Source organism: Paenibacillus sp. FSL H8-0259 (assembly GCF_037963255.1).
In the GTDB taxonomy this organism is placed as follows: Bacteria; Bacillota; Bacilli; order Paenibacillales; family Paenibacillaceae; genus Paenibacillus_AQ; species Paenibacillus_AQ phytohabitans.
This window is the reverse complement of record NZ_CP150147.1, coordinates 2,054,037-2,079,138: the sequence shown is the minus strand read 5'-3', so window position 1 is coordinate 2,079,138 and position 25,102 is coordinate 2,054,037. Positions and strand designations below refer to the sequence as shown.

Genomic DNA, 25,102 nt, shown 5'->3' with positions numbered 1-25,102 from the left:
AGCGGTTAGGCCGCCCGCGTTTCCGCGCTATCCGGCTTTATTTCGCTGACACATCATAAGCCTTCTGCAGAATCTCCAGATAGCGGTCCAGCTTCAGGTCTTTAAGACCTTTTACATAAGCATCCCAGTCCTTGTTCAGATCCTTGTTGCCCGTAATGAACTGCAGCTCGTTCTGCTCAATGTAGTTTCTGAGGTTCGTCTGCAGCATGCTGGCTTCGTCGATGTCACTCGGGTCAATCCAGATCGACCAGAGCGGGAACAGGTCCTTCGGTTCATGGCCCTCATACAGCAGCGTAGCATCATAGAGTCTGCGTTCATATCCGTTGGAAGCATAGATATCTGTTCCCTGGACAAAAGTATCGCGGTACTCCTTCGGCATATAGAAGTGACCCATTCCGCTCCAGCCCGCATTGCGCGGCGCTTCGCCTTCTGCCATCGGAATCTGCTTGATCACCGGCTTCGAATCCTTGCCGAGTGCCACATCGCCTTCACCCGGATCGGTCCAGTCAATGCCTTTCATTCCGCTGGCCGAGTTGGTCTGGCCTTCCGGGGTGAACATATAATCGACCATTTTGATCAAAGCAATCTGTGCTTCTTCACTCGCTTTGTTGGTAATGACAAACTTGGCTCCCGGCGATACACCGCCTGCATCATGGGTGGCGAACGATACGCCGGAAGGACCGGTAAGCGGAGCAAGCGGGTTGTAATGCGCTGAACGCGTGTTGCCCGGGTCAATATTGATGAAGATGGCAGGGTGCATGCCCGCACCGGCGCCAAGAATTTCCGCATCGGCGTTCTCGCCGATTTTTTTGAACGCTTCAGCATTCTGGGTAAAAGCCCCCGGATCAATCAACCCGGCATCGAACAGGGATTTGATATAGGTCAGGCCCTCTTTCCATTCCGGCTTGATGGCTGCCGATTCGACCTTGCCGTCCGGTGTCAGGTTGAGGTAATTGCGGTCATCGTCATAGACGAAGCTGTTCATCAGATAAGGAATAATCCGTACACCGAAATCTTCAGTGGAACCGCTCAGTGGCACTTCATCGGCCTTGCCGTTGCCGTTCGGGTCCTGTGTCTTGAAGGCTTCCAGCATCTGCTTGAACTCTTCGGTAGTTTTCGGTTCTTCCAGATTCAGCTTTTTAAGCCATTCGGTGTTGATCCACATTTTATTCGGATAAGAGCAGTGGAAGCATTCCGTGTAAGCACCCAGCCCGTAAATATTGCCGTCCGGCGCTGTGTTCAGCGTCTTCAGTGCAGGTGTTTTTTCCATTGCTGCCTTAATGTTCGGTGCATACTTGTCAATCAGATCATTCAGCGGCACAAGAACGCCCTGCTGGCCGTATTTCAGCACATCGCCCTGCGAGAATTCATCAATATAAGCGGTGAGCAGATAAGCATCAGGATAGTCGCCACTGGCCAGCGAGATCTGTCGTTTCTCTTTGGCCCCGTCGGACGGGTTGATCTGCCAGTCGAACTTAATATTGAATTTGTCCTGAAGGAAGGTGGTGAATTTATTGGTTGGAATATCAATGCCCGATTCCTGGACAGCAAAGACGCTGACTTCAACAGGTGCTGCCGCAGCCGGTGTATTTCCGCTTGCATTCCCGCTGGTGGCCTGGGCGCCCGAAGGGCTGTCTGTATTTTTGCCCGAGCATCCGCTGATCACAACTGTAAGTACCGTTACCAGCATTAACAAACTAATAAGGCTTTTCTTCAAAATCAATCACTCCCTTTTTTTGAGTTGAACAGGGTGGATATTTCTTGCTGCCGGCTGATGAACTCACCCCCTTTGCAGGTGTACATGCCAGGCCTCAGCCCTTAACGGACCCGACCAGCATCCCTTGAACGAAATAACGCTGCACAAAAGGATAAATCACCAGCACAGGCAGCGTAGCCACAACAATCAGCGCATATTTCAGAAGCTCCGCCATCTGCTGCCGTTCCACCATCGCCATTGCATCCATCGCTCCGGAGCTGTTGTTCTGGATAATAATACTGCGCAGCACCAGCTGAAGCGGGAACAGATCCGCCGTCTTCAGATAGATTAGTGCGTCGAAATAGGAGTTCCACTGCCCTACGGCATACATCAGCACCAGCACCGCAAGGATCGGCTTGGATAACGGAAGCACTACACTGCGGATGAACCGCATGTCACTGCAGCCGTCAATCTCGCTGGCTTCAAGGAGCTCCTCTGGAATTGAGGCCTGGAAGAAAGAACGGGCGATGATCACCTGCCACACCCAGATGGCATTCGGAATCAGGAGCGCCCAGCGGGTATCGATCAGGTGCATCTGCCGGACCACCATATAGGTGGGGATCAGCCCGCCGCTGAAGATCATCGTGAACGTAATTACCATCATTAACGCATTCCGTCCAAAAAACGCTTTGCGCGACAAAGGGTAAGCAATCATTACCGTCAGCGTTACGCTGATCAGTGTGCCAGCCGCCGTATAAAAAATTGAATTGGCATAGCCGGAAACAATCTCATGCGTGCTGAACAGCACCTTGAACGCCTTGAAGGAAATATCGACGGGCCAGAGCCACACACGGCCGGAGGTTACAGCCGCCGGGCTGCTGATGGAGCTGCTGATAATGAAGATAAGCGGGTACAGGACGGCTATCACCACAAGGATGAGCACCGCATAGACCACAGTGAGGAAGATCCGGTCACCGGTGGATTCTTTGATTTTTTGGGAAACTGCTGCCGAAGCGGCCATACGAGCACTCCTTTCCTACCAGATGCTGTTGTTCGTGATTCGTTTGGCCAAGCCGTTAACCGTAAGCAGCAGGACCAGATTAATTAAGGAATTGAATAAGCCGACAGCGGTGGCGAAGCTGTAATTGGCATTCAGCAGACCGATCCGGTACACATACGTAGCGATGATCTCGGAATTGACGATATTCAGCGGATTCTGCAGCAGATATACCTTTTCGAAACCGATCGCCATCACATTGCCTACATTTAGAATAAGGATAATCACAATTGTCGGCACGATGCCCGGAAGGTCGATGTGGCGGATTTTCTGGAACCGTGAAGCTCCGTCCACCTTGGCTGCCTCGTACAGCGTAGGGTCGATGCCGGCCAGGGCGGCCAGATAGATGACGGCGCTATAGCCTGCGGTCTGCCAAATATCGGACCAGACATAAATCGAGCGGAACATGCCGGGCTCCCCGAGGAAATTCACCGACTCCAGCCCGAAGAAATTCAGGGCAATATTGGCGAAGCCGAGGCGCGGAGCGAGAAACAGCATAATAATCGATACCATGACCACCGTCGAGATAAAATAAGGTGCGAAGGAGACCAGCTGGACAAACCGTTTGAACCGTCCGCCGCGGATTTCGTTGATCATCAGTGCCAGCAGGATGGGAATCGGGAACCCCGCCAGCAGCAGGAAGCCGCTCAGCAGAATGGTATTCTTCACCAGCGTCCAGAACATCGGATTCTCGAAAAAGAGTTCAAAGTTCCTGAATCCTACCCATGGACTGCCCCATATTCCTTTGATGACGTTATAATCCTTGAACGCCAGAACCGCATTCGCCATCGGATAATACTTGAAGATCAGAAAAAACAGCAGAGGTGGAATGACCAGCAGATGGAGCTGCCAGTGCTTCAGCATGCTTTTTCCGGCGTTAGAGAGCCAGCTCTGGCCTTTCCTCCGGGGCGCCGGCTTGTTGTTTAATATCAGATTTTTCTCCAGATTAATCCCCCCTAAAGTCGTGCCAGCGTGTACTGCGTTGGTTTGTGCCCATGATTGTACTTCGTGCAAAAATCGCTGCGGAAGCGTGTGATTGGTTTCTGTGTGGCTTCGTTAGTTCATTTTGCGTAAAACTTGCTGCGGAAGCAGGTACTTGGTTGTGCTAAGTTGCTTCACTTGGATTGCTTCAAGCAGAACTTGCTGCGGAAGCAGGTGTTTAAGTTTGACTGGCTAAATTGTGTGATAGCGCTTTCTCCACGACTCGATCATAAGGTCCTGCGGCGGGTCTTGAACAGGTACATTTCCGTATTTTGCGTACAGTTCACCCGGATTCCGGGGTCCATTGCATACGCTTACATCCCGCATTCCGCTTATACCTTGTCCAAACCAGGGGCACTTCTGCCCCTCATTTCCTCGGCTCGCCCACTTTTGGCGGATTCAGGGGCACTTCTGCCCCTCAATTCCTCGTCTCGCCCACTTTCCGGCGCATTTAAGGGGATTTATCCGTCTCATTCTCCCGTCCCGCCCACTTTCCGGTGCATTTAAGGGGATTTATCCCTCTCTTTCTGCCTTCCCGCCCACTTTCCGGCGCATTTAAGGGGATTTATCCCTCTGATTCTCCCGTCCCGCCTACTTCCGGCGCATTCAAAGGGATTATCCCTCTTACCCTCCCGTCCCGCCCACTTTCCGGCGCATTTAAAGGCAGCTGCTATTTCCGGCTAACTCAACTTGGTACTAATTTAAAATGAGAAAATTTGTTTTATCAACATTTATCTGAATGGTGTTCTTTTCCTAATGGTGTTCTTTTCTAAACGATGTACTTTACCAGACAAGAAAAAACGGCCGCGCGTCCGGACCATGGACAGCTGCAGCCGCTTAAGCATGTGAAATCAATACTATTCGCCATGCGATTGTCGGTAGGTGCTCGGCGAAATGCCCGTCAGCCGCTTGAACGCCCGCCGGAAAGAATGTGAGCTGTTGTAGCCGACTCTGGCCGCGATCTCATCCACCGTGTACCGGCTCTCTCTCAGCAGGATTGCCGCCTCATCCATCCGCACCTTAATCAGGTGATCCGAATAATTCACCCCCGTCACTTCTTTGAACAGCTGCGAGATATATTTCTCGGGCCGCTCCACATGCTCGGCGACGCGGTACAGGGTGAGCTCGGTATCGGCGTACATTTCTGCAGTATACTGGTACATCTGCTTGATGGTCTGGGTGTGCGCATCCTTCTTTTTGTTGGTGATGAATCCGCACAGCTCTCCGGTCAGCTCAAGGAATTCCGTCTGGATTCTCTCCAGCGGCGCCGAGGTGTCAATGTCGATAATCTGCCGTTTGACGCTCTCCCCCAGCGGGGACTCCATGAATATTTTTTGATCCAGCAGCTTGAGGAAGGTGCCCTTCATCTCCCCGATCAGCTGATGCTTCATTTCCATAGACAGCTCGCGGGGCCCCAGATTCTGTGCAAAAGTAGCCTCCATAATCCGCTCCGCCTCGGCCAGCTCGCCGGCGCGGATCGTACTGATCAGACGCTGCTCCGTCTCCAGAGGATAATAATAGGTCGTATTCTCAATCTGCACCTCCTGATGGCGCAAGACTCCTTTACGGTTCGTATATACTGCATATTCCAGCGCCTGTCTGGCCTGCTCGAAGGACTGGCTAACCTCAGTAACCGACGAGAAATACTCCCCGAAGCCGCCCTGCACCGAAATGCGGTATTCCTCAAACACCCGCTGAACCCCCTGATCCATCAGGCGTTCCATCCCATCTTCATTGCCCGCCGGGCCACCGTCAGCCGGGCTGGAGAAGAACAGGATGACTATTTTGTCCGAGCCCATATCCGTCATCGGGAGCGGACCCGCCAGCTCGGCAAATGTCTGCTTCAGCAGGAGCCGGGCCGCATTCAGCTCATTGAGAATTTCAACGCTGTCCATACCGGTATACCCTTTAATCTGCAGAATTCCCGCATACCCGGTTCCTTCACCCAGTCCGATATCCGCCTGCTCGGCTGCCGAGACAATCTCTTCCCTGGATTCGAATTCCCCGGCGATCAGCCGTTTGAGAAAAGCATCCCGGACCAGCGGCAGCTGGCGGTTCAGCTCGGTCTCCAGCAGCTTGTTCTTCGTAATCATATCGGCGATATTCCCGCTCAGGAAATCGAATTCATTACGCTCCGGACTGTCCTCCTTGCCGAACTGCTCCTTCATCACGGCCAGCAGACGGTTAATCGGCATACTGTTTCTGTAGGCAAGCACCAGCCCGGCCAGCAGACCGAGGAATAGGGCGCCAGCCGTAATCAGCCAGGTCATATGCTTAATTTTATTGGCGTTCTCCATCAGCACACTGCGGGGAATCCCCGCCTGGTACACCCAGCCATTCGTGCCGGAGCGGGTCGTTATGACGAGATCATCCCTGTAGAACTGGCTTACCTTATCCGCGTCAAAAAAGGGATCAGCAGCCAGCTTATCCACGTAAGCATTATTTTGCCCCTGCAGCACTATGGTATTGCCGTCCGCATCGCTGATATGCACCCAGCCGCCGTCACGCTCGGTCAGCCCGGACAGCAGACTGGCGATAATCTTCTCGTCAATATTAACCACCACGACAGCCGGCGAAGAATTATTGAAGCTATCCAGCGGCAGGGACTGCATATAGGTGATTACCGAGGTAGGTGTACCCTTACTCACAAAAGCGCTCAGCGGCTTAATCTCACTCCGGTGCGTACGGTCCAGAATCTCCTTTTTCCACTCCTCCAGCGGGAGATCCTTGTAGTGATAGATCTCGTAATAATGATCCGGGCGGTAGGAGGAGCCGGCAGTCAGCACCAGATCATAATTGGCCAGATAAATATAATAGTCCTGCAAAAAATCATTCGTCTGTCCGAAGGTCAGGACATTGCGCATCGCTCTCCAGATCCCGAACACATTCGTTTCACGGCCTTGTTCATTCATCAGAACATTCAGTTCCTGATTAATGGCCAGCTGCCGGGTAAGCCCTTCAACCTCAGCCATGCGGCGCTCCAGAATCTCCTGGCTTTTCTCCAGCTGGGTCACGCTGTTCTCAATCGAAATGGACTGGGTTACAGAGATTGAGGTGTGGTACGACATATAGCCCCCAATGCTGGGAATAATTAAGATGACCAGATAGGAGATCAGAAATCTGCGGAACACCTTGGAGTACTTGGGCATGGTAAGATTCTCTCCTCTATTGGTAGCGCTATCATAATATTAGCTTAAAACAATTTGCCGTCCAGTCAAGCTTTTGTCCTGCGCCTCCGCACGGTGGCAATCGGGAATTTAATAAAAAGCAGCGATGCAGGCCGGCATCACTGCTTTTTATTAGTAATTCCGATCTCGCTGCAGACAACTGCCGCCCGGCGCGAGATTCGCGCGAGCGGCAGTGCAAGCGGATGATTAACATTAGTCAGATGTTAGAAATCCAGGAATCAGGAGCCGCTGAACTGCTCACCGCCTCCGTCTGCAGGCTTCCAGGCATGATTCACCGAAGCCTCCATGATATCGGCATAAGCCCAGTGGGTAAGCGGAACATCCCGCCACGGGGTAACTGCCATCCCGCGCAATGGTCCTCTGCCGGTAAGTCTGTTAATCACCGTAACCGCCTCTGCCCGCGTTAACGGATTGCCGGGCTTGAAGCTGCCGTCGCTGTAGCCGCTCAGTATTCCGGCACCCTGCGCCTTCAGGATGGCTGCCTCTGCCCAGTGCCCGGCAATATCCGGGAATCCGCGGCCTGCCGCCGTGTCTGCCGGGTCTGCCGGTATCAGTACGGCTGCAAGACTCGCCATCTCGGCACGGGTAATCAGCTGCCCGGGCCTGAAGCTGCCGTCACTATAGCCGGTCATCACCCCGGCTTCGGCCACAGCAGATATCGCCGCTGCTGCCCAGTAATCTGCGCTTACATCGCTATACGATGCCGCTGATCCGCCGGCCTCCGGTGTGATGGCTGCGAAGAGCAGCGATGCCATCTCGGCGCGGGTAATCTTCTGGTTCGGCTTAAATAAGCCGTCCGGATACCCTTTGGCATATGCAGCATGCTGCCCCTCCACCATGCCCGGCGTAGAATAAGGAGCCACTGCTGGAGACGGTGTAGGCGTCCCGGTCACTGCAGGCGAAGCGGTTGCAGCCGGAGCCGGATTACCTCCGGTTTGCGCAGTGGCTCCAGGCTGTGGTGTGGCTGTAGCTTCCGGCGTTGCAGCAGGTTCCGGTGTTGCACTTGGAGCCGGTGTTGCCGTCGGCTCTTCCCCCGGACCCTCGTCAGCAGCCGGCAAGGTGATTCTTACCTGATCGGCCAGCATAAGACTGCCTGATTTCATCACAGCCTTCAGCACATGCGGTCCTGCCTCCAGTCCCGTAATCACGGCAATACTCTGCAGGATCTGCCGGTTCGCGCTATAGGCGCTGGCAGTCTGCTGCAGTTCACCGTCCACGTACAGCTCAATGTCGCCCAGTTCCGGGCCTGTTGGCCCTACAAGCGAAATCCCGCTACCCGTGAAGGCATATTCGAAATAGTCTCCATCCTTCTCCGTGTAGTGCACATCATTCTGATAATCACCGCTGAATTCAAAGATCAGCGTAAGTGTTCCAGCCGGCTGAGCGGCCAGATAGGACTTCGCAAGCGTGACTGTACTGCCGGAGAGCGTATAATCCGTATCCTCTACCAACGTGTAAGACCCTTGGCGGATGCCGCCGAACAGTCCCGGCTGCCGGAGCAGCGTCACGTCTATATCCGCCTGAGCCGCAGCTGCCTTGTCGAAGACAGCTTCCACAGGATTAACGAGGTCGGGAATTTCCACCTTCAGCATATCCAATAGCATGAACCGGCCTGACTTCTTCACTGCCCGCAATGTATGAATGCCTTCCGGAAGACCGGAAATACTGTACAGATTCTGCTGGGCCAGCCGCCCGTTCCGGTACGCGCTTACGGTTTCTTTGAATTCTCCATCGACATAGATATCCATATCCCCCTGCGAGCTGTCTACTTCGGTATACAGACTGATCCCTGTCCCGTTGAAGGCGTACTCAAAGGAATCACCATTAAGCTCGGTGTACTGCACATCATCCTTGTAGTCTCCCATGTTTCTTCCTGTGCTGCGCGACCAGGAGCCATTATAGGTGATTCCCGGATCATCATTGTTGATCTGTTCGTAGCGCACTGTAGAGGAGCCTGTTATCTGGACAGTGAACAGCTCGCTGCTTCCACCGTCGAAGCTAAGCGCCAGCTCCGTAAGGCCGGATGGCTGGTTGAACAGATACTCCTTTTTCAGGATGACTGTGCTGCCGTCAGCAGTGTAATCGGCGCCCGGCAGCAGGGCAACGCCATTATTCGTGATTGCCAGCAGCGAGTCGCTGCCGGCTGCCAGTGCAAGCTCCAGATCCGCCTGGCTGCCAGGGGCCTTGTCGAAGCTGCCTGCCTGCGGATTAATCAGCTGGCCTGCCGTAATCCGCAGCGCATCAAGCAGCATATATTGGCCGGAGTCCTTGACCACCTTCAGAGTATGCTCACCTTCCGCCAGCCCCGAAGCGCTATATACGATCTGCTGGGCTTCCTTATCCCCGGACGTATACGTGCTCACCCGGTCCGGACTTGTGGCATCGTCCAGATACACCAGTATATCGCCTTGTGCGGGGTCCTTCTCCGTCAGCAGCTCAATTCTCGTACCGCTGAAGGTATACTGGAAATAGTCACCGTTCTGCTCCGTATAGTGCACATCTGCCCTGTGGTCCCCGGCAGATCTGCCGGTCGAGGAAGACCAGGAGCCGCTGTAGGCAATCGCCGGATTGCTGTCATTGACATAGACCGAGCGAGTAACCGATGCTCCGCTGCCTGTTCCCGGATCAATCGGATCTGCTCCAGCACCGCCCCCCTGTTGCCCGCCGTCCCCCGGATCTCCCTCACCCGGAGCCGGAGATGTATCAGTGATGCTGATATTCATATCCTGGCTGCCGGGAACCTGCTCTTTCCCGCCATTACGCTGCCAGGAGCCAGTGTAGCGCAGCCCGGTATCATCATCATTAACAATCGAGGTGCCCTCCTTGGCTGTCACCTTGAACATCCGCGAAGCATGCGGTTCAAGCGCACCTGCACTGTAACCGTCCTCGAAGGTTCCAAGCTCAGTGTGGCTCCAGAGATCGCGGACAGAAGCGGGGCCTTCGAGTCCGATATCGCTCCACTTCACATCCACTGCTGCACTGCGGCTGCCGAGATTAAAAAGGGCCACATTATAGGTACCGTCGCCGTTATTCGCGTACCAGACCTGCTGCTTCGTATCCATCGACACCGGATGAGCAGGACGCCCGGACTGGTTGACGGCAATGACCTCGTCATTCGTCAGCAGCTGCAGGCCATAGTCGTCAAGCCGGGTCATGTCGTTGCCGATATAGAGCTGCGCCGCAGATACGGCCCAGAAGGTCATGGCTGTCTGCCGTTCATCCTTGGTCAGACCGTCCATTGCCCCGTTTCCGACATTGAGCGAATCGAAGTCATTCCATCCGCCGGGACCGGCATCCCGCCACCATACGGCAGCATCCGGGAACAGCCGGGCGATATTGGCCCACTGGGTTAATCCCACATTGCTGTCGTAGGCTTCAACATCCCACTGGATCCGCCAGCCGTTGGCGTATTTCTTCCAGAAGTCCACATAATTATGATCGAGCGCCCAGGAGAGCTCAAACCATATGTCATGCCGGGCCAAAGCCTTGGACCAGGCTTCCACATCACCGCGTGCATCAAGACTCAGATTGTTGATTCCCGACCCCGGAGTCACGCTGTCAAATTTGACGAAGTCGATCCCCCATTCGCCAAGCATATCGGCGATGGAATCAATATACTTTTGCGCGCAGGGGTTGCTGAAATCGATCTTGTAGCTGTAGGCATTCCAGGCATCCACAATCTTGAGCGGCTGCACGGCAATGTCCTGCATCCGGCATTCACCGGCAGTTCCGTAGATTTCCAGATTCTGATTATAGGCATCGATAGACAAGCCGGGGATCAGGTAGATTCCGATTTTCTGCCCGTTGTTGTGGACATAGTCGATGACCTCCTGGAACCCGTTCGGGTAACGCTCAGTACTTGGAATAGGCCTGCCGTATTCATCCATACTTCCGTTCCAGCCAGCGTCAATATTAATATACTCATAGCCGTGCGACTGCAGCTTCTCATGCATGGCATCCGACTGCTTCTTGATGCTGTCCGCCGATATCCAGTTCCCTGAAGGCTCATACACCTGCATACTGAAGCTGCTCCAGCCCATATAAGGCTTCTGTGCCAGCTCCTTGTCAGCTGCCTCCGCCACATTCTGCCTGGTTCCCGCAAGTCCGGTTTGCGCTGCTGTCATGATCAGCATCAGCAGGCACAAGCCGATTTTCTTACCCAAAGACTTCAAATATCCCAGCTCCCCTCGGCAATTTATAAAGCGTTTTCTATTTCTGCCGCAACTTGCCCACTGCATGCTCATTGCATGCTCGTTGCTTACCCATGGTGGAACGGCCAATAATGGCAGCGCTTTCCATACGAGTTGATCATAGAGGGGTTCTGCCCTCCTTGGATAGGTACATCTGCGGTGTTCGGCGTACAGCTTCCCCTGTTCGCGGGGGACAAAACTCAGGCGCGCATCCAGTTTTCCTGCAGTTATTGCTCCTTGTGATGGTAAATGGCGCCCCAGGATTAATTGGATTTCCTCCACTTCCTAAGGCCTCACGGGTAGCCTTACCGATTTTAGCTGGATTTTCTCCACCTAATTTTCCCTCTTCCCTCGTTTTTCTCCGATCCGTGTGGCAGCAAGTGCTATTTTTCCAACTAATCTACCGTATACAGAGGTTTCTGCGTTATTAGATGTCGTTTTTCCACTTAGCATGCTTTCTCTTCTTCTCTTCTTCTCTTCTTCTCTTTGCGTTGGCCAAAACAAAGATTGCCTGCTGTGGAGAGGACATTGGCACAATCTGCGGGACATCAAGCAACAGAAAAACCGCCTGAAATCAGACGGTTAGCAAAAGTGGAATTTATGGTTTAAAGTCTTCATCACTTACAGGTTTACAGGTTTACATCTTCCATGTTTACAGTTTACAGGTTTATAGTTACCCGGATTACGGCTCATTCGGACGCATTCCCCATTACCCGCGGCCGTACCTCGTTCACGGCTTCCATCAGCCGGCCGCAGGTTGAGATCAGCTGATCAATCTCCTCCCGGCCCACCTTATCGATAATCTCGGCCAGCACATCTGAATAACGGTCCATTCTGCTGCCGAATACCTCCTGGCCTTTGGCCGTCAGGCAGATATAGATAACCCTGCGGTCGGTTTCGGACATTACACGTTCAATGTAGCCCTTCTCTTCCAGCGTACTGACCATTTGTGAAGCCGTCGGCCGGCTGACCTGCATCAGCTCACTTAATCTGGAGACCATCAGGCCGCGGCACGGGCCTCCCCGTTCCTGTTCATCCGCCTCCTGTTGCTTCATAGCTGCATGTATGACAAACATCGTTACAAATTCTCCATGCGGGATAGAGTCCATGCTCTGCTGACGGGGGGTTAGGCGTTTTATATTTTCCAGTGTGATAAGCAGCTGCCTTTCCTGACTGTCCTGGATACTCATGAGACACCTCCGTTCTATATCATTAGATTACCTACCTAACATGTGAAAATCAATACAAACCGCTATTATCTTCCGATAAAAAATAAAATTATTGTGATGTTTAAAATAGTTGTGTATTATACATAAAAGGTAGTTTGGCTACCTAATTAGAATATCATAAAAGGCCAAACTATAATACGTACAGGATCAAAGGAGAGTACCCTGCCATGGAGCATCTCACGCAAAAAAAGAAAGTAACCATTATGATCGCCTTAATGGCGGCTATGTTCTTCGCGGCAATCAACCAGACAATTGTCGGCACCGCAATGCCCCGGATTATTGCCATCCTGGGCGGAATTGAGCATTACACCTGGGTCATCACCATCTATATGCTGACCTCCACCATTGCCACGGTGCTGGTCGGTAAGTTATCCGACATTTACGGCCGCAAGCCCTTCCTGCTCGCCGGGATTGTTATTTTTATCATCGGGGCCTTCCTGTCGGGCTTGTCTGACAACATCTATCAGATGATCACCTACCGCGGCATACAGGGTGTCGGCGGCGGAATTCTGATGTCGGCCACCGTCACTGCCGTAGGCGACCTGTTCGCTCCCCGGGAAAGGGCAAAGTGGACGGGAATTATGATGGCCATGTTCGGCTTCTCCAGCGTAATCGGCCCTACCCTCGGCGGATTCATGGTCGATCATATGGATTGGCGCTGGATCTTCTGGATCTTCCTGCCGCTCGGGATTGTAGCGTTCATCATGATCTGGAGAATGTTCCCCAAAGGAACACGCGCCACTTCCGAAACGATTGACTATCCGGGCTCCATCTTCCTGTCCCTCAGCATCGTCGCACTGCTGCTCGGCTTCTCCTGGGCAGGCACCAAATATGCCTGGAGTTCACCTGAGATTCTCGGACTGTTCGCGGCAGCCATTGCCGGTGCAGTCATTCTGATTCTGATTGAGCGCAAGGCCAAGAGCCCAGTGCTGCCGCTCTCCCTGTTCAAGAATTCGATTGTCACCATCTCGATGATTATCGGCTTCCTGATGAATGCGGGCATGATGGGCGCCATGATCTATCTGCCGTTCTTCGTGCAGGGGGTAGAAGGCGTGTCCCCGACCAATTCCGGCTTCATCAACATGCCGATGTCGCTGATGATGATTGTGCTCAGCACACTGGCCGGCCGCTGGATATCCAAGTCCGGTAAATACAAGCGCTACGCCATGATCGGCATGCCGTTTATGGTCGCCGCAATGATAATGATGGCCTTCATGAACAGCATCGTCATGGCTGTGGCCAGCATGATTGTCTTCGGGATCGGCCTCGGGCTGGCGATGCCGGTATTCACGCTGACCGTGCAGAACGCCGTGGCTCCGCAGATGCTGGGCGTAGCTACAGCTACCACAACTCTTTTCCGTAACCTTGGCGGTACTATCGGGATTGCCGTTATGGGTACCGTGATGAACACAACTCTTACGCATAAGCTGGAATCTGCAGTGGCCTCCGGCAAAGGTCCCGACCTGTCCAAGCTTGATCCGGAAGCCGCGGGGCAGCTTACAGCCTTCATGAATCCGCAGCTGCTGCTCGACCAGCCCAAGCTGAAGGAGCTGCATACCACGCTGCCGGAGCAGATCCGGCCGCTTTTCAATCAATTGATTGAGATGCTGCGCGGGGCGCTTAGCGACTCCCTGACGGTAGTGTTCCTGAGCGGTACTGCGCTGCTCGTAATTGCAGCCGTGCTTGTTCTGTTCCTGAAGGAGATTCCGCTGCGTTCCAGCGAATCCAAGACAGAGGCTGCCGCAGAGGAAGCCGGTGCGGGGAGCAAGCTGCGGAAGGAAACTGCGCCAACAGGGCATTAACAGATCCGCAAGTTAATCCTTATAAACAGCAAAGAGATGTCCCGGAACAGCTACAGCTGCGGGACATCTCTTTTTGTATACAATGCCCAATATTACTGTTCAGAAATCATTCTGCTGGCTATTCAGCTGCTCGAAATATTCGTATACCCCGTTCAGCAATTCGCTTAAGGTCTCACTTCGTTCTTTGCCGAGATGGTCAATCATCCCCTGGAAGGTCTCCCGGGATTTCGCCACCGCCATATCGGCAAGATGCGCACCCTTGTCCGTTAGTGTAATGTCGCTGATTCTGCGGTCCTGGCTATCCGGCGTGCGCACAGCGTACCCTTGGGCAATCAGGCTGTTCACCATCTGCGTGACCGTCGGAGAAGTCACCTTGAGGAGCTTGCTGATATCGGAAACCGTCCGCCCCTTGTTGCCTTCCTGCTCCATGCCCTTCTTGATCGAGACCAGCACACGGATTTCACTCGGCTTCAGTCCCCAGAGCGTCGTCTTGCGCCAATTCATCCGGGCAAACTGCTGAAAAGCCTCTATTAAATCATCAATATGTTCATATTTATCTTCGTTCATCGGTACACCCCATAAGCTTTATTAACTTAAGTATAGCCCAAAATAGCCCAAACCCTCCACTCAGGAAACGGCGTTGCCCTGGTTAATCCTCTTCCAGAAAGGTCGCATTGAATTTCCGCAGCAGCTCCCCGAAGGAATCTCCCTCTTCATCCGACCAGTTCGCCAGCAGCTTGCCCATAATTTCCTGCCGCATCTGCCGGTTCTCATCCAGAATTTCTCCGCCCAGCTCCGTAATCTGCAATGTATAGGCCCGTCCATCCACAGGGTCCGGTACACGGATGATATATCCCTTGTTCTCCAGTGCAGCTGCCTGCCTGCTGACGGTGGAGATATCCAGCTGGAATTCATCGGAGAGCATCTTCACTCCGGCAGTTCCGTTATTGAAAGCAATCTGATGCAGCAGCAGGTAGGCCGCCCGGTCGAGATTGCCGATTTTTTTGTACGTGGTAAGTGAGGTCAGACGGCGGACAAGAACCGCCATTTCCAGCTCTATCGTCTCTATTGAACGTTTCTCCATGCAGTCCCATCCTCTTCTCTTTCTTCATTGACATCGTTCTTTCCACTTGTATAATACAAGTATATACTTTCATTATGCAACTTATTTGTGCATGAGATACTTTTCAGGGGGAACCTATATGAAAGCCCATGAGTTCATGATCCGCCAGGTCTACAAGGTCAAGCAGGAAGACACTGTACGGACTTTTATTGAGAAATGCATCACCCACCGGATCAGCGGCATGCCTGTAGTCAATGACCGGAATGAGATTGTCGCTTATCTGAGCGACGGAGATATTATGCGCTATATCGGCAGGCATGAGGATCTGATTGTGGATTCTTTTTTCCAGATCAATGTATTCGTCGGGGATAATGATGAGTTTGAAGAACGGACGCGCAAGCTGCTCAATCTGAACGTCATGGCCATCGCCAAGAAGAAGGTGGTCACTGTGCACTACGAAGAGGACATTGAACAGATCGCCACCATTCTCGGTAAAAAGCAGATCAAAAAGGTCCCCGTTGAGCGTAACCGTGTGCTGGTCGGCATCATCAGCCGCGGCGATGTGATCCGCCATTCCTTCAAGGCTCTGCTCTAGCCAGCTGCTGTGTTCTGCTGTGTTCTGCTATGCAAGCTGCCTTACGGGACTGTTGCCGGCGCCGCGTCTATTGCGGCTCCCGGCCGCATAAGCCATAGAAGAAGATGTGAATAAGCTCCTCCAGAAACGCATCCTTATCCTCATGCCCTGCCAGGCTGCCCAGCATCTCTCCCGAGCTCTTAATATATAACTGTATGGTCAGCAGAACCGCCTTCACTGACACTTTATCCGAAATTTCTCCCCGGGCTTTGCCTTCTTCCACCATCTGTACCATCAGCGGTACAATTTGCTCTTCATATTGCCGCTGAATATATACGTACATCTCCTGATCATCAACCATAATCTCCTTGATTGACGCCGGAGGCAGACTGGAATAGGTCTCCTTCTCCTTAAAAAGGCTATAGGCAATCAGTTCCTTGAGCGATTGCTGCCGCCTCATTTCCTCCCTGAACTCATCAATAGCCTGCTGGATAAAATCCTTGAAAGATTCGCTAATCAGCGCCTCTTTGCTCCCGAAATAATTATAAATCGTTACCTGTGACACGCCGGCTTCCCGGGCAATGTCCGCAATTCTCAGCCGCTTCGGCTCCCAGGTGTTTAGCATGGAGATCGTTGTCTTCATGATTTTGTCCTTGATTAGAGCCGTCCGCTTCTCAAAACCGTTCATTTCCTTCACCCTAACTTGACGTTGTAGCCGGGCTGTTTCCCTACCCGAAAAAATAATGAAATATATGAATGTTTTCATTTCATAATTATATTGACTTAGGCGTAGCCTGGGACTATTATAACATCTGAAATATCCATTCAATACTATTTCATTATTTTCTGTCGGGGGTGGCAGCATGCTGCAAGTGGAAGGTTTAACGAAACAATTTTCAAACGGCAAGGGGATTCGCAATGTCTCATTTACCGTGAATAAAGGTGAGGTATTCGGGTTCCTCGGCCCCAACGGCGCCGGCAAATCCACAACGATCCGGCATATTATGGGCTTCATGCGTCCAGACCGCGGCTCGGTAACTATCAATGGCCTCGATGCCTGGAAGGGTCAGGGCCAGGTGCAGCGCCATACCGGTTATCTGCCGGGCGAGATCAGCTTCATCGACGGCATGACCGGAGCAAGCTTCCTGCAGTTCATGGCCTCCATGCAGGGCGTGAAGGACACAGCCAAACGGGAGATGCTAATCCGGCGCCTGCAGTTTGATGCGGCCACCCCGATCCGCAAAATGTCCAAGGGCATGAAGCAGAAGGTCGGCATTGTCGCCGCCTTCATGCACAGCCCCGAAGTAATCATTCTCGATGAGCCTACCTCCGGCCTGGACCCGCTAATGCAGAAGATCTTCACCCAGCTGGTGCTGGAGGAAAAAGCAGCCGGAACCACCTTCCTGATGTCCTCACACAGCTTTCAGGAGATTGAACGGACCTGCGACCGCGCAGCGATTATCAAAGACGGCAGCATCGTCGCTGTGAAGAATATTCATGAGCTGCAATCCATGCAGCGCAAGCTGTTTGAAATCCTATTCGAGACCCCGGAAGACGCACAGCGGTTCGCCGCCTCCGGCCTGATAATAGATTCTATCGCAGGCAACCGGGTGAGGATTGCCGTGCAAGGCAATTATAATCCGTTCACCGCTGAGCTTGCGAAATATCCGGTCCGCAGCATGGATATCTTTACCCAGAACCTGGAGGACATCTTCATGGACTATTATGACCGGGAGGCGAAGGTGCAATGAATCTGGCCCTATATAAGGAAATGATGCGTGTCAACCTGCGGGGGATTATGAATTACGCCGGGGGCTCGGCTTTTTATATTCTGTTCATGATCTGGCTCTACCCCGGCCTGGCAGATAACACGAAGGCGCTGAACGATCTGGTGCAGGCGATGCCGGAAGGCGTAGGCAAGGCCTTCGGGCTGAATAACGGCTTCTCAAGCGCGGAGGGCTTCATCTCGGGCGAATATTACGGGCTGATTCTCGTCCTGATTCTGGCTATAGTCTGCGTACAGATGTCCACACAGCTGGTAGCCAAACTTGTGGACCGCGGCTCGATGGCCTACCTGCTGGCTACACCGACAACACGGAGCAAGGTGGCCATCACCCAGGCGATGGTGCTGGTTACCTCCCTGTTCATCATAATGGCTGTGACCACACTATCCGGCTTCGCAGGCAAAGCCTGGTTCCTCGGCAGCGGCTACGAGTTCGGAATTGCCCGGTTCAGCCAGCTTAACCTGGTGGCATTTCTGCTGTTCTTCGCCATCGGCGGATTCTGCTTCCTGGTCTCCTGTGCCTGCAATGACGAGAAGAAGGCGCTCGGAATCTCCGGGGCGGTCACTTTCGGGTTCTTCACCCTCGATATTCTCGGCAAAATCAGTGATAAGCTGGATGTGCTGCGCTTCTTCACCCTATTCAGCTTCTACCGTCCCGGCGAGATTGTCCAGGGAACAGCAGCCTGGGCAGAGGTCTCCATCTGGCTGCTGATGATCGGGCTGGCCTGTTTCACGATCGGCATACAGCTGTTCAGACGGCGGGATTTACCGCTATAACCGGATGGAACCCTGCAAGTCTATTCTCTCCTTGGGGTAGTTGCGGCACCTTGCTTTTTGTGTCATTGTAAAAGCAGGTCTTGTCTATTCATCAGGTTTAGTATATTCATAAGGAGAGAACCGTCTTTGCTGCTTATTCATGAACTTATCGCCAATCCCAAAGCCAGGGAAATCTATTTCACTGTAAGAAAACACGGCACCGTCTCCAAACAAAGTCTGCTGGACGAAAGCGGACTGACCATAAGCACGTTAACACGCATACTGGATGAATTGCTGTCCCTGGAGCTGCTGGTTGAAGTCGGCTTCGGCGAATCTACCGGAGGCCGCCGCCCCACCCTGTATGAGACTAATCCGGCCTATGCCTATCTGCTGGGACTGGAGATCTCCCGTACCCATGCCAAGCTCGTATTGATGGACTTTCATCTGCAGCTGCTGGGCGAATATACCTGGAACATGGATACCGCCCTTACCCCGGAGCATCTGATGGAATCCTTACATAGTCAGGCACTGCAGATGCTAGCTGCAGCCTCCATTGATCTTGGCCGGGTCGCGGGACTTGGCATCGGCGCAGTCGGCCCGCTGGACCGCCAGGCCGGAGTTATCCTGAATCCGGCACGATTCACTGCGCCGGGCTGGTCTCAGGTACATATTAAGGAGCTGCTGGAACAGCGGCTGGCTGTGCCGGTATATCTGGACAATGGAGCCAATACGGCTCTGCTGGGCGAATACTGGGCCAGCAGTAACCGGATGCAGCATCATCTGCTCTACCTCCATGCCGGAATCGGCCTGCGCTCCGCCATCATGAATGATGGACGGCTGCTCTATGGCATGATTGATACCGAGGGGGCTGTCGGACAGATGATCATCGAAGGCTCCGGGCTGCCGCCGCATATTCCCGGCGGCAACGCCGGTGCGTGGGAGAGCTATGTGTCCATCCACACCCTGGAGAGACAGGCGCGTGAAGTCTGGCGGCTGGGCAGCAGCGAGCTGCTCCGCAGCCTGGCCGAGAGTGCAGAACAGCTGGAATTCGCCCATCTAATAGAAGCGCTCCATGCCCGTGATCCCGAGGTTGTCCGGTTGTTCCACGAGATGGCTGTCTACTGCGGCATCGGGCTGGCCAATCTGATCAATATCCTCCATCCCGAGGAAGTCATCCTCGGCGGCCCGCTATTCCTCGCGGCCGATGATTTCTATCAGGAGGCGACCCGGATCGCCCTTGAGCGGACCTATTACCGCGAGCAGTATAACGTCCGCTTCACCCGCAGCAGACTGGGTGAACGCTCGGTCGCAGCAGGCGCTTGCGCTATGGTGCTGCACCAGTTGACGAACTAGGGAACAGTGCCGGTATCACTCTAATGCCCCAGTAATCACTCTTACGCATCGATAGTCAACGTACCGGTTGTTCGGTGAAAATAAAGTCTTAGACTGATCCATTAATAAAAGCAGCGGCAGTCTAAGACTTGATAAATAAAGTCTTAGACTGCCGCTGTTGTCGTTCGACTAACGTTTCCGGTTAGCTTAATCGTCTTATGTTTTAATTAGAGTCGCTGCTTATAGCTGTGAGGCTTGCCGAACACCTAACGCAGTGACGTCCCGACGGGCTTAGGGGGCTGGATGTGGTCACTCGCTTCTCAGAGTGACCCGGAGCGTCAATATGGTTTTAGCCGAAGGAAGTTCTGGAAGCAGCCATTGCATTTAAGGCGTTCTCAAAATAGCTATATACTTCATCTGCAACTCCCAGAAACTCTTCAACAAGTACATTACTATCCAAGTAACAAGCATACAGATAATCAACTAAAGCGGAGTCAATCTCACAATAGTTTAATATGGCATTCTTCATCTTAAAAATGTCATCTTGCCATACACCTGTATCTTCTATAACCAAAGAGTATAATGCACGAATTAATCTCTTAGAGTAACCTTTAATATATCTAGCTTTCATTGTGTTATCACTAGCATTAGAAAGTGAACTATGTATACGAGCTACTTCCTCCTTGGTCTCTGTATTTAAGTCTAAAATGAACTCTGGAGAAATAATTATCGGTGGCACTTTTTCACCAACGTCATGACCATATATGCAAACACAAATTATCTTTACCCAAAAACCCCACTCATTTGGTTTACTTAATACATCGTCAATCGGGCAAATTGTCGTATCAATCTTAGTTACTACTGGATATTCTTCCAAAAGCCTGTCTTTAATATTTGACAATCTTTCGTAATCAATATCTTTGGGATTTACACATACAATAGTAAAGTCTGCATCTGACTTAAAAGGTTTAGCAGTTCCTTTTGGAATCGAACCACACATATAAATGCTATGAATCTTATCTTTATATTCGGTAAGTATATTATCTATATACTTATCAACAAAATCCTTATATTCACTTTGTATTACAATTCTATTTATAACTTTTTCTAATATCATATAGACTCCTCCTAAACTAAGAACTTCTTTCGGCTAACATCTTTTTGCTAACTTCGTAAATTCGTCATGACTTAAGTTATTCGCGTAATCATTCAACTATCCTGCCCGTTCGCTTAATGAAGTATTGCCAGTCTAATACTTTACTTTCTCAGTCTAGAACTTTAGCTTCAGCCTCATAAAGTGGCTTTTGGGAGATATAGCGTCCTCTCAGTCCGCTTCATTGGCAGGTGTGAGTGATCAGCAATTGTTCAAGCGACAAATGATGCAATTGCCTTAACAAGGATAAAATCTATTCGACTTTTCGCATACATTTGGTCCAGTTACCTTCGCGATAGCTCATTGCGTTCGGTTTTTCGCATACATTTGGTCCGGTTACCTTCGCGATAGCTCATTGCGATTGTGTTCGGTTTTTCGCATACATTAGGCCTGATTACCTTCGCGATAGCACATTGTGTTCGGTTTTTCGCATACATTGGACCCGGTTACCTTCACAGTAGCTCATTGTATTCGATTTTCCGCATACATTAGGCCTGATTACCTTCGCGATAGCACATTGTGTTCGGTTTTTCGCATACATTTGCTCCGGTTACCTTCACAGTAGCACATTGTGTTCGATTTTTCGCGTACATTAGCCAACCTTTGGCCCGCTTACCAGGAGATTCAATGGGATTACGGATCTGCTCCTAATTCCAAGGGACTTATTTGTCCACAACTGACATATATCAGAATTTCCTATACAACAGGAAAGGCAGCAGCCATCCCTTAACCGGGAAGGCTGCTGCCTTTTATAGTTGTCTTTCACCTGCTGTTATACTCGCCCAATGAATCCGCTCAGGCGCTCCATCGCCTGGCTACACCCGCCCCACCTGAAGCGCTGCCGCCAGCCTGCTGCCGAAACGGCTTCCCAGCAGCTCGTAGCCTTCGGCTCCCGGATGCAGGCCATCCGTGAGCAGCTCCCCATCTTCCGGGCCGAACCATTCCAGGCCATCCAGGTAATGCAGATGGCGGTCTCCCCGCTCCTGCAGCCGCTTCACTGTCTCTACGATCTGCCGCCGCATGAGCGGCAGGGTGAAGCCGAGCTTGTTCTCCTCCGTCTCCCGCTCCGTCCCGTAGATCGGAGAGATGACGGCCAGTGGCGTCTCCTTGTGCTTCTCACGGATCGTCTCGAGCATGCCGATCAGCAGCGGCTTGAACATCCGCGGGCTGGAGGCTACTGCACCATATATATTGACTCCTACGCACAAGGTAATCAGTTCAGCCGGCAAATCCCGGATCAGCCGGCCCGCCATCGGCTCCATCAGGCAGTTGCCGGAGAAGCCGAGATTGGTCAGATGATAGCCGCACTCCCCGGCGGCAATGACCGGCCAGGTGCGCGAAGGGCTGGATGCTGCCACACACTGGGTGATGGAGCTTCCATAGGTGATCCACCTTGGCCGGTGATCCGGCAGCGGTTCAGCAGCCGCCTCATCTTCGATCCGCAAGCCGCTCAGTGTAATGCCGGTATTCTGCGGCAGATAGACTTCCAGCTCCTTCATACCGGGCGGAAGCCCGGTGAATAAGGCTTCCGTGCCGCCCGCAGCAAGTCGGAGCTTCTGGAACAGCACGCCGCCAATAAGACAGTCCAGTGCGGCAGCCTCCGCAAGCGGACTGAACGACAAGGCCAGTGCCTTGGAGCCGGTGGCCAGCCGCAGCCGGATACCGGAGCAGATTTCCGCCTTGCCATCGATCCCGTCCGGCGGATACAACTCATAATCCCGGTAAGGAATACGCCAGGGCTTGATCCCCTCCTCCCGGTGCTCCAGTGAAACTGCGCCGTGGAACCACTCATCCGTCAGAGGAAGGTTCTTCAATGCCCTTCCCCCGCTTCCCTGCTGTCCGCCGCCCCGGTGCCCGGAACGAAACCCTCCCCGAGCCATACATCCTGATCCAGCAGACGCTGCTGAAGCTCAGGGATCGAGATGCTGCGGGAATCCGCGCCATCCCGGAGCGCCAGCGATGCTGCCGTTCCGCAGGCCTGGCCCATCGAGAAGCAGTTCGGCATCACCCGCAGGGAGCCTTGAACCGCCCGGTCCGAGGACACGGAGCGTCCGGCCACCCACAGATTGCGGATGCCTACGGGAAGCATGACCCTGTAAGGCACGCCGTGGGAGACGCCCGGCGGCAGATGATTGAAGGTCATATCACTCTTGCTGGTAGCCAGGTGGATATCAATGTAATAGGCATTGCGGGCGATATCATCCGGGAAGGAACGCGCCGCAATGAAGTCGTCTACGGTCAGCATGTAATCGCCCTGAATCCGCCGCGTCTCCCGGATGCCAAGCTGCTCACCGCTCGCCACCAGATGTGCCGCCCCGAAGCCCGGCACATACTTGCGGAAGAATTCCAGTTGCCGCAGCACGGTCCGGCGGCCTTCGATGGCTCCGCGCGTAAGCTCCTCGGCCTTCGTTCCGTCTACCCCGAACACATGGCCGAAGTTGACCCCGACCAGATAATCACTCACCCAGGCCAGGCCGGAAATGGACTTGCGGCCTTCCGGCAGTGCCCCTTCAGCCATAGCCTGCTCAACCGTCCGGTGCAGCTGCCCCGTATCCCCCGTTTCTTCCAGGAACCGGCTGAACTCCTTGCGGTCCACATTCGCCAGCAGATAACACATGCTGCCCGGCTGAAGCTCCCCTTCCCCGCCGCCTTTCTGGAACGGAACGCCCGACAGGGCAGCGATATCCCCGTCACCCGTGCAGTCGATAATATACCGGCAGCGGATGAAAGACCGACCCGATTTATTGACAATAATCACGCCCTCGATACTCTGTCCATCCGGGGACAGCACAACATCGTAGACAAAGGTATGGAACAGCGGCGTCACACCGCTCTCAAGAATGGCATCGTCATAGACGCGCTTAAGTACCTCAGGATCAATCGGCACCCAGTCCAGCATTTCGCGGTATTCCTCCTGATAGCCAGGCGCGCAGGCCTGCTTCATCCGCTCCATCAGCTTCAGGCCGAGGCCGCGGATAATCGGCTTGACCTTGTCCGTGTAGGGACAGAAGGCAGGTACAAGCGCTACAGTCCCCATGCCGCCAAAATAACCCCGCTGCTCCACGATCATGGTGCTTGCACCGCCTTCGGCAGCGGAGATAGCGGCAGCAATGCCCGCCGCCCCGCCGCCGATCACCAGCACATCTACCTCGCGGGAGACCGGCACAGCTGCAGATGGCAGGGTAATCTGTCCGTAATTCATATCTCCGTAATTCATATGTTCCTGATTCATAATCGTCCTCCTTGTAAGGCCGGTTTAGTTATTCAGTCCCCTTCTCCAGACACAGCCGGAGCAGGTCATCTACATGCGCAGTCGCCAGGCATTCCACCGTATCCGCAGCACCGTAATAAATTTTGACCTCCCCGGAATCCTCCAGGATCATCCCGCCGGGAAAAATCACATCGTTGCGGAACCCGCCCGAGGTCTCATACAGCGCCTCCGGTGCCAGCAGCGGCGCTGCCGCCCGGCCGATGATCCGGCCCGGATCTTCAAGATCAAGCAGCATAATCCCGGCGGTATAGCGCTTCTTCCAGCTGTCTTCCCAGCCGTTCTTGCCCCGGCTGCGGTCAAGATCCACGGCATGGAATGTCGTCAGCCAGCCCTTGTCCGTCTTAAGGGGAGGGGCGCCGGGACCCACCTTGTCATTGGCATACGCCACATTCTCGACAGCCAGCAGCAGCTTGTGACTCCCCCAATACTTCAGGTCCGGGGAATCACTCATCCACATGTCAAAGCGGTCCAGTCCTCCCCTGCTGTAGACCGGCAGCGGACGCTCAAGCCTGACATATTTGCCGCCGATCTTCTCCGGGAACAGCACCATATTGCGGTTATCCGGCAGCGACAGGCTCAGCACCTCGAAGGAGCGGAAATCGTCCGTCACGGCGATCCCGCCGCGCAGGCCGTGAAGCGTATCGACCGCGAAGCACAGATAGCAGCGTTCGCCAATCACGGTCAGGCGCGGATCATACACCCGGACCACTTCCTCATCATGCCAGGACCAGCACGGCTCCGGCTGCACCTCCCAGCTTACTCCGTCGTCGCTGAAGGCGAGTCCCAGATTCGTTGTATGGTGGGGAGCGACGATCCCCTTACTCTGATCCCCGTAGTCATTGCGGAATACCATAACATATCTGCCCTTGAATTTCGTCACTCCGGCGTTGAAGACCATGGCCGGCCCGTACGGGACATCCGCAGGCTTCAGAATGGGGTTAAGCGGATGCCGGACCATCACCGGACTTGAGGTAAGTGTTCCTATCGTCAGATCGTTCATTATGGAAGATTCTCCTTTGCACATACA

At 53.3% G+C, this 25,102-nt stretch carries 18 protein-coding genes; 5 read left to right on the top strand and 13 right to left on the bottom strand.

Annotated elements, in window-relative coordinates; translation table 11 throughout:
• Positions 1-37: 37 nt before the first annotated feature.
• The 6 genes from NSU01_RS08880 to NSU01_RS08855 form a co-directional block, all read right to left on the bottom strand.
• Positions 38-1,717 carry an extracellular solute-binding protein gene (locus tag NSU01_RS08880; protein WP_042134903.1) on the bottom strand — a complete coding sequence of 560 codons (1,680 nt, stop codon included), beginning with the start codon at positions 1,715-1,717 and terminating at the stop codon, positions 38-40.
• Between the two features lie 94 nt (positions 1,718-1,811).
• Positions 1,812-2,717, bottom strand: a complete 906-nt coding sequence (locus tag NSU01_RS08875) for a carbohydrate ABC transporter permease (RefSeq protein WP_042134901.1) — start codon at positions 2,715-2,717, stop codon at positions 1,812-1,814.
• 15 nt (positions 2,718-2,732) lie between these two features.
• Entirely contained in the window at positions 2,733-3,617 is an 885-nt protein-coding gene (locus NSU01_RS08870; protein WP_039307795.1) for an ABC transporter permease subunit, read from the bottom strand.
• Between the two features lie 974 nt (positions 3,618-4,591).
• A complete protein-coding gene (locus tag NSU01_RS08865; RefSeq protein ID WP_076242563.1) occupies positions 4,592-6,883 on the bottom strand; it encodes a helix-turn-helix domain-containing protein in 2,292 nt (763 codons plus the stop codon).
• 257 nt (positions 6,884-7,140) lie between these two features.
• Complete coding sequence (locus NSU01_RS08860; protein ID WP_083705134.1) at positions 7,141-11,094, bottom strand: X2-like carbohydrate binding domain-containing protein; 3,954 nt, start codon at positions 11,092-11,094, stop codon at positions 7,141-7,143.
• 707 nt (positions 11,095-11,801) lie between these two features.
• On the bottom strand, positions 11,802-12,302 hold the full coding sequence (locus NSU01_RS08855; RefSeq protein ID WP_076242562.1) for a MarR family transcriptional regulator: 501 nt from the start codon (positions 12,300-12,302) through the stop codon (positions 11,802-11,804).
• Between the two features lie 206 nt (positions 12,303-12,508).
• Between NSU01_RS08855 and NSU01_RS08850 the strand changes: the two genes are divergently transcribed.
• The gene (locus NSU01_RS08850) at positions 12,509-14,143 is read left to right on the top strand and encodes an MDR family MFS transporter (RefSeq protein ID WP_076242561.1); all 1,635 of its coding nucleotides are present in this window, start codon (positions 12,509-12,511) and stop codon (positions 14,141-14,143) included.
• A gap of 99 nt (positions 14,144-14,242) precedes the next feature.
• Here the strand turns inward: NSU01_RS08850 and NSU01_RS08845 are convergent, their stop codons facing one another.
• Complete coding sequence (locus tag NSU01_RS08845; RefSeq protein WP_042134894.1) at positions 14,243-14,710, bottom strand: MarR family winged helix-turn-helix transcriptional regulator; 468 nt, start codon at positions 14,708-14,710, stop codon at positions 14,243-14,245.
• A gap of 82 nt (positions 14,711-14,792) precedes the next feature.
• Positions 14,793-15,227, bottom strand: a complete 435-nt coding sequence (locus NSU01_RS08840; protein ID WP_042134892.1) for a MarR family transcriptional regulator — start codon at positions 15,225-15,227, stop codon at positions 14,793-14,795.
• Between the two features lie 118 nt (positions 15,228-15,345).
• Between NSU01_RS08840 and NSU01_RS08835 the strand changes: the two genes are divergently transcribed.
• Positions 15,346-15,801 (top strand): CBS domain-containing protein, encoded by a 456-nt coding sequence (locus tag NSU01_RS08835; RefSeq protein ID WP_039309990.1) that lies wholly within the window; start codon positions 15,346-15,348, stop codon positions 15,799-15,801.
• A gap of 67 nt (positions 15,802-15,868) precedes the next feature.
• On the opposite strand, the gene NSU01_RS08830 is transcribed toward NSU01_RS08835, so the two are convergent.
• Complete coding sequence (locus tag NSU01_RS08830; RefSeq protein ID WP_076242560.1) at positions 15,869-16,468, bottom strand: TetR/AcrR family transcriptional regulator; 600 nt, start codon at positions 16,466-16,468, stop codon at positions 15,869-15,871.
• Positions 16,469-16,643: 175 nt separating this feature from the next.
• On the opposite strand from NSU01_RS08830, the gene NSU01_RS08825 reads away from it, so the two are divergent.
• The 3 genes from NSU01_RS08825 to NSU01_RS08815 all read left to right on the top strand — a co-directional run bounded on the left by NSU01_RS08825 (position 16,644) and on the right by NSU01_RS08815 (position 19,672).
• A complete protein-coding gene (locus NSU01_RS08825) occupies positions 16,644-17,531 on the top strand; it encodes an ABC transporter ATP-binding protein (RefSeq protein ID WP_076242559.1) in 888 nt (295 codons plus the stop codon).
• Complete coding sequence (locus NSU01_RS08820) at positions 17,528-18,340, top strand: ABC transporter permease subunit (protein WP_042134885.1); 813 nt, start codon at positions 17,528-17,530, stop codon at positions 18,338-18,340. The genes NSU01_RS08825 and NSU01_RS08820 overlap by 4 nt, the downstream gene beginning before the upstream one ends.
• 126 nt (positions 18,341-18,466) lie before the next feature.
• On the top strand, positions 18,467-19,672 hold the full coding sequence (locus tag NSU01_RS08815) for an ROK family protein (RefSeq protein WP_076242558.1): 1,206 nt from the start codon (positions 18,467-18,469) through the stop codon (positions 19,670-19,672).
• Between the two features lie 328 nt (positions 19,673-20,000).
• Here the strand turns inward: NSU01_RS08815 and NSU01_RS08810 are convergent, their stop codons facing one another.
• From NSU01_RS08810 to NSU01_RS08795, 4 genes are all read right to left on the bottom strand, one after another.
• Positions 20,001-20,768 carry a nucleotidyltransferase domain-containing protein gene (locus NSU01_RS08810; protein WP_076242557.1) on the bottom strand — a complete coding sequence of 256 codons (768 nt, stop codon included), beginning with the start codon at positions 20,766-20,768 and terminating at the stop codon, positions 20,001-20,003.
• Positions 20,769-21,619: 851 nt separating this feature from the next.
• A complete protein-coding gene (locus NSU01_RS08805; RefSeq protein ID WP_076242556.1) occupies positions 21,620-22,618 on the bottom strand; it encodes an SGNH/GDSL hydrolase family protein in 999 nt (332 codons plus the stop codon).
• Entirely contained in the window at positions 22,615-24,006 is a 1,392-nt protein-coding gene (locus NSU01_RS08800; RefSeq protein WP_042140878.1) for an FAD-dependent oxidoreductase, read from the bottom strand. The genes NSU01_RS08805 and NSU01_RS08800 overlap by 4 nt, the downstream gene beginning before the upstream one ends.
• Positions 24,007-24,064: 58 nt before the next feature.
• Positions 24,065-25,075, bottom strand: a complete 1,011-nt coding sequence (locus NSU01_RS08795) for a glycoside hydrolase family 130 protein (protein WP_081969888.1) — start codon at positions 25,073-25,075, stop codon at positions 24,065-24,067.
• Positions 25,076-25,102 lie beyond the last annotated feature (27 nt).

Coding starts and splice junctions, on each gene's coding strand:
- NSU01_RS08875 (WP_042134901.1), bottom strand. CDS start 2,717: ATGGCCGCTTCGGCAGCAGTTTCCCAAAAAATCAAAGAATCCACCGGT.
- NSU01_RS08870 (WP_039307795.1), bottom strand. CDS start 3,617: ATGCTGAAGCACTGGCAGCTCCATCTGCTGGTCATTCCACCTCTGCTG.
- NSU01_RS08865 (WP_076242563.1), bottom strand. CDS start 6,883: ATGCCCAAGTACTCCAAGGTGTTCCGCAGATTTCTGATCTCCTATCTG.
- NSU01_RS08855 (WP_076242562.1), bottom strand. CDS start 12,302: ATGAGTATCCAGGACAGTCAGGAAAGGCAGCTGCTTATCACACTGGAA.
- NSU01_RS08850 (WP_076242561.1), top strand. CDS start 12,509: ATGGAGCATCTCACGCAAAAAAAGAAAGTAACCATTATGATCGCCTTA.
- NSU01_RS08845 (WP_042134894.1), bottom strand. CDS start 14,710: ATGAACGAAGATAAATATGAACATATTGATGATTTAATAGAGGCTTTT.
- NSU01_RS08840 (WP_042134892.1), bottom strand. CDS start 15,227: ATGGAGAAACGTTCAATAGAGACGATAGAGCTGGAAATGGCGGTTCTT.
- NSU01_RS08835 (WP_039309990.1), top strand. CDS start 15,346: ATGAAAGCCCATGAGTTCATGATCCGCCAGGTCTACAAGGTCAAGCAG.
- NSU01_RS08830 (WP_076242560.1), bottom strand. CDS start 16,468: ATGAACGGTTTTGAGAAGCGGACGGCTCTAATCAAGGACAAAATCATG.
- NSU01_RS08825 (WP_076242559.1), top strand. CDS start 16,644: ATGCTGCAAGTGGAAGGTTTAACGAAACAATTTTCAAACGGCAAGGGG.
- NSU01_RS08820 (WP_042134885.1), top strand. CDS start 17,528: ATGAATCTGGCCCTATATAAGGAAATGATGCGTGTCAACCTGCGGGGG.
- NSU01_RS08810 (WP_076242557.1), bottom strand. CDS start 20,768: ATGATATTAGAAAAAGTTATAAATAGAATTGTAATACAAAGTGAATAT.
- NSU01_RS08800 (WP_042140878.1), bottom strand. CDS start 24,006: ATGAATTACGGACAGATTACCCTGCCATCTGCAGCTGTGCCGGTCTCC.
- NSU01_RS08795 (WP_081969888.1), bottom strand. CDS start 25,075: ATGAACGATCTGACGATAGGAACACTTACCTCAAGTCCGGTGATGGTC.